Origin of the sequence: Pseudomonas edaphica, assembly GCF_005863185.1 — a bacterium.
Lineage (GTDB): Bacteria > Pseudomonadota > Gammaproteobacteria > Pseudomonadales > Pseudomonadaceae > Aquipseudomonas > Aquipseudomonas edaphica.
Genome location: NZ_VBVZ01000525.1, coordinates 1 through 4374, shown reverse-complemented (window position 1 = coordinate 4374; position 4374 = coordinate 1). Strand labels below are relative to the sequence as shown.

General features: G+C 60.4%; 4 protein-coding genes and 1 pseudogene. 4 read left to right on the top strand and 1 reads right to left on the bottom strand.

Translation table 11 applies throughout. From position 1 onward, the window contains the following. Positions 1–62: 62 nt before the first annotated feature. Positions 63–191, top strand: a pseudogene (rpsT, locus tag FEM54_RS25720) (30S ribosomal protein S20); the annotation flags it as partial. Between the two features lie 274 nt (positions 192–465). Here rpsT and FEM54_RS25715 read toward each other — a convergent pair. After that, a complete protein-coding gene (locus tag FEM54_RS25715; protein ID WP_003188398.1) occupies positions 466–951 on the bottom strand; it encodes an FKBP-type peptidyl-prolyl cis-trans isomerase in 486 nt (161 codons plus the stop codon). On the opposite strand from FEM54_RS25715, the gene FEM54_RS25710 reads away from it, so the two are divergent. The 3 genes from FEM54_RS25710 (at position 950) to FEM54_RS25700 (ending at position 4319) form a co-directional block, all read left to right on the top strand. Then, entirely contained in the window at positions 950–1240 is a 291-nt protein-coding gene (locus FEM54_RS25710) for a DUF3565 domain-containing protein (protein ID WP_017137610.1), read from the top strand. The two genes, FEM54_RS25715 and FEM54_RS25710, sit on opposite strands and share 2 nt — an antisense overlap. 79 nt (positions 1241–1319) lie before the next feature. Beyond that, positions 1320–3419, top strand: a complete 2100-nt coding sequence (pta, locus tag FEM54_RS25705) for a phosphate acetyltransferase (RefSeq protein ID WP_056859109.1) — start codon at positions 1320–1322, stop codon at positions 3417–3419. Beyond that, positions 3420–4319 (top strand): acyltransferase, encoded by a 900-nt coding sequence (locus tag FEM54_RS25700; RefSeq protein WP_138453572.1) that lies wholly within the window; start codon positions 3420–3422, stop codon positions 4317–4319. The last annotated feature ends 55 nt before the right edge of the window (positions 4320–4374 follow it).

The following is a 4374-nucleotide window of genomic DNA, read 5'->3' as shown; positions in this document are numbered from 1 at the left end:
CGATTGCGGTGGGTCAGTGGTGAACAGGCCAGCTGACACGCCCCCATCGCGGGCAAGCCCGCTCCCACATGGCTGTGCCTGTTATCGACCGTATGGCCGATAAAGGCATCATCCACAAGAACAAAGCCGCTCGTCATAAGAGCCGCCTGAATGGCCACATCAAGGCTCTGAACGTCGCTGCAGCAGCCTAAGTGGTAACAACTGCCACGTAACTCAGGTTGCGTAACAGTTAAGAAATGCCCCGAACCGAAAGGTCCGGGGCATTTTTGTTTGTGCGCGATAAGATCAAAAATGTGGGAGCGGGCTTGCCCGCGATTGCGGTGGGTCAGTGATGTATAAGGCGGCTGACACGCCCTCATCGCGGGCAAGCCCGCTCCCACACTTGAACTGCAGTGTATTTTCGGGCGCAAAAAAAACGCCCCGAACCAGTCGGGGCGTTTTTGCTACCTATTGATCAAACCACAATCAATGGTGATGACCGCCTTCACCGTGGACGTGGCCGTGGGCCACTTCTTCCTGGGAGGCGTCGCGGATAGCAACGATCTTCACTTGGAAGTTCAGGCGCTGACCAGCCAGAGGGTGGTTGCCGTCGACAGTCACGTCGTCGCCGTCCAGATCGCGGATGGTGACGATCTGCATCTGGCCGTCCGGAGCGGATGCGTGGAACTGCATGCCCACTTCCAGCTCATCAACGCCTTCGAACATGCTGCGGCTCAGGGTGCTGACCAGTTCGGCGGAGTATTCGCCGTAAGCATCTTCAGGTTCTACGGCGACAGTCAGTTCGTCACCGACGTTCTTGCCTTCCAGAGCCTTCTCCAGGCCCGGGATGATGTTACCTGCACCTTGCAGGTAGACCAGCGGCGCGCCGCCGGCGGAGCTGTCGATGACCTCACCAGCGTCGTTGGTCAGGGTATAGTCGATGGAGACAGCCTTGTTAGCGGCGATCGTCATGGGGCGAGACCTTTTGCATAAGAATGAAGAACGGACAAGTCTAAACAAGGATTTGCCCGAAAGCGAACAGAACCCGGACAGACGGAACCGATCAACGGCATCCTTCATCATCGGTTTCCATCAGGATGAGGACAACCATTGGGTGGCCGAGCTGTCTTGCGGCCACACCCAGCACCTGCGCCACCAGCCGCCATGGCAGTCGCGCGCCTGGGTACTCGATACCGCGCAACGTCTTGAAAAAATAGGCCAACCCTTTACGTGCGGCTGGTGTGCGCAAGCGCCTGAATAACGATAACCTTGGTGCCTGATTCCCGGTAGGCGCTCAGCCATAGAGCGCCACCGAAGCCATGCACCTCCAGAGAATTCGCATGCAGACTTTTTTTATCGCGCCCACCGATTTTGGTGTGGGTCTGACCTCCATCAGCCTTGGGCTGGTGCGCACCCTTGAGCGGGCCGGGCTGAAAGTCGGCTTCTTCAAACCGATTGCCCAGCCACATCCGGGTGACACCGGCCCCGAGCGCTCCACCGAACTGGTGGCGCGCACCCACGGCCTTAAGCCACCACAACCCTTGGGCCTGGCCCATGTGGAACGCATGCTCGGCGACGGCCAGCTCGACGAGCTGCTCGAAGAAATCATCACCCTGTACCAGCAAGCCGCCGTGGGCAAAGACGTGCTGATCGTCGAAGGCATGGTGCCGACCCGCAGCGCCAGCTATGCGGCGCGGGTCAACCTGCACCTGGCCAAGAGCCTCGACGCAGAAGTGATCCTGGTGTCGGCACCGGAAAACGAAGTGCTCACCGAGCTATCGGGCCGCGTGGAATTGCAGGCCCAACTGTTCGGCGGCCCCAAAGACCCGAAAGTGCTGGGCGTGATCCTCAACAAGGTGCGCACCGACGAAAGCATGGAAGCCTTCTCGGCGCGCCTCAAGGAGCACTCGCCCCTGTTGCGTAGCGGCGATTTCCGCCTGCTCGGGTGCATCCCTTACCAGCCCGAACTCAACGCCCCGCGCACCCGCGACGTGGCCGACCTGATGGGCGCACAGATCCTCAACGCCGGCGACTACGAAACCCGGCGCATGACCAAGATCATCATTTGCGCGCGCACCATGCGTAACACCGTGGAGCTGCTAAAGCCGGGCGTGCTGGTGGTAACGCCGGGCGACCGTGACGACATCATCCTGGCCGTCAGCCTCGCCGCGATCAACGGCGTCCCCTTGGCCGGCCTGTTGCTGACCAGCGACACCCTGCCCGACCCGCGCATCATGGACCTGTGCCGTGGCGCCTTCCAGGCCGGGCTGCCAGTCCTTTCCGTGAGCACCGGTTCCTACGACACGGCCAACCAGCTCAACAGCCTGAACAAAGAAATCCCGATTGATGACCGCGAGCGCGCGGAGATCATCACCGATTTCGTCGCCAGCCACCTCGATGCACGCTGGCTGCACCAACGCTGCGGCACGCCACGGGAAATGCGCCTGTCGCCCGCGGTGTTCCGCTATCAGTTGATCCAGCGCGCCCAGGCCGCCAACAAACGCATCGTGTTGCCCGAGGGCAGCGAGCCGTTGACCGTGCAGGCCGCCGCCATCTGCCAGGCCCGCGGCATTGCACGCTGCGTGCTGCTGGCCAAACCTGCCGACGTGGAAGCCGTCGCCCGCGCCCACGGCATCGAATTGCCCGAAGGCCTGGAGATTCTCGACCCGGACCTGATTCGCCAGCGCTATGTCGAGCCAATGGTCGCACTGCGCAAGAGCAAGAGCCTCAACGCGCCGATGGCCGAGCAACAATTGGAAGATACGGTGGTGATCGCCACCATGATGCTCGCGCTGGATGAAGTGGACGGCCTGGTTTCCGGGGTTATTCACTCCACCGCCAACACCATCCGCCCTGCCCTGCAGCTGATTAAAACGGCGCCGGGCTGCACCTTGGTGTCGTCGGTGTTCTTTATGCTGTTCCCCGAGCAGGTGCTGGTGTACGGCGACTGCGTGATGAACCCGCACCCAAGCGCCGTGGAACTGGCGGAAATCGCCCTGCAAAGTGCCGACTCCGCCGCTGCCTTCGGCATTACGCCACGGGTGGCGATGATCAGCTATTCCAGCGGTGATTCGGCCAGCGGCGAAGAAGTGGAGAAAGTCCGCGAAGCCACCTTGCTCGCCCACGAACAGCAAAGCTCGCTGCTGATCGACGGCCCATTGCAATACGATGCCGCGGCCAATGAAACCGTGGCAAGGCAGTTGGCGCCCAACAGCCAGGTCGCCGGTAAAGCCACGGTGTTTGTGTTCCCGGACCTGAACACCGGCAACACCACGCACAAGGCCGTGCAGCGCAGCGCCGACTGCGTAAGCCTGGGCCCCATGCTGCAAGGCTTGCGCAAACCGGTGAACGACCTGCCGCGCGGTGCGCAAGTGGACGACATCGTGTACACCATCGCCCTGACGGCGATTCAAGCCGCCAACCGACCTATGGATATCTAAATGCTGGATTTTCTACCTGCCGCCGTACGCGGGGTAATCGCGTCCTTGTTGTTGGCGCTGAACACGATCCTGCTGTGTTCGTTCCTGTTTGTTGTCGCGCTGTTCAAGGCGCTGCCATTTGCCAAACGTTTCAGCGAATGGCTGATGAACCACACCCACGAAGCCTGGGTGACCAACAACAAGGGCTGGATGAACCTGGTGCGACGCACACGCTGGCACCTGACTGGCCTTGAAGGCCTGGACTACCAGCACTCATATCTGGTGACCAGTAACCACCAGAGCTGGGTCGACATCATGGTGCTGCAATACGTGCTCAATCGCCGGATTCGGCCGCTGAAGTTCTTCCTCAAGCAGGAACTGATCTGGGTGCCGGTGATTGGCCTGGCATGGTGGGCGCTGGGCTTCCCGTTTATGAAGCGCTACACCAAAGCTTATCTGGAGAAGCACCCGGAGAAGAAAGGCAAAGACCTGGAAACCACGCGCAAGACCTGCGCGAAGTTTCGCGACAACCCGGTGGGTATTTTCAACTTTGCCGAAGGCACGCGGTTTACGCCGGGCAAGCACGCACAGCAGAAATCGCCGTTCCGTTACCTGCTCAAGCCCAAGGCCGGTGGCATTGCGTTTGTGCTGGATGCCATGGGCGAGCAGCTCAAGTCATTGGTGAACGTGACCATCCACTACCCGGCCGGGCGTCCAGGGTATTGGGATTTGTTGTGCGGGAATGTGAAAGACGTGGTGGTGCACTTTGAGGAAGTGCAGATTCCAGCCGTGTTTATCGGCAAGAATTATGAGCAGGATGGGGAATATCGGTTGGCGTTCCAGGGGTGGATCAACCGGTTGTGGGAAGACAAGGATGCGCTGCTGGATAAGCTTCACACAGAATACCCAGGCCGCCACTGACCGACCTGTGAATGCAATCTAACGTGGGAGCTGGCTTGCCTGCGATAGCGGTGGG

Excerpts from the sequence above, each read along its gene's own strand:
- FEM54_RS25700 (WP_138453572.1), top strand. The coding sequence starts at position 3,420 with ATGCTGGATTTTCTACCTGCCGCCGTACGCGGGGTAATCGCGTCCTTG.
- FEM54_RS25715 (WP_003188398.1), bottom strand. The coding sequence starts at position 951 with ATGACGATCGCCGCTAACAAGGCTGTCTCCATCGACTATACCCTGACC.
- pta (WP_056859109.1), top strand. The coding sequence starts at position 1,320 with ATGCAGACTTTTTTTATCGCGCCCACCGATTTTGGTGTGGGTCTGACC.
- FEM54_RS25710 (WP_017137610.1), top strand. The coding sequence starts at position 950 with ATGGGGCGAGACCTTTTGCATAAGAATGAAGAACGGACAAGTCTAAAC.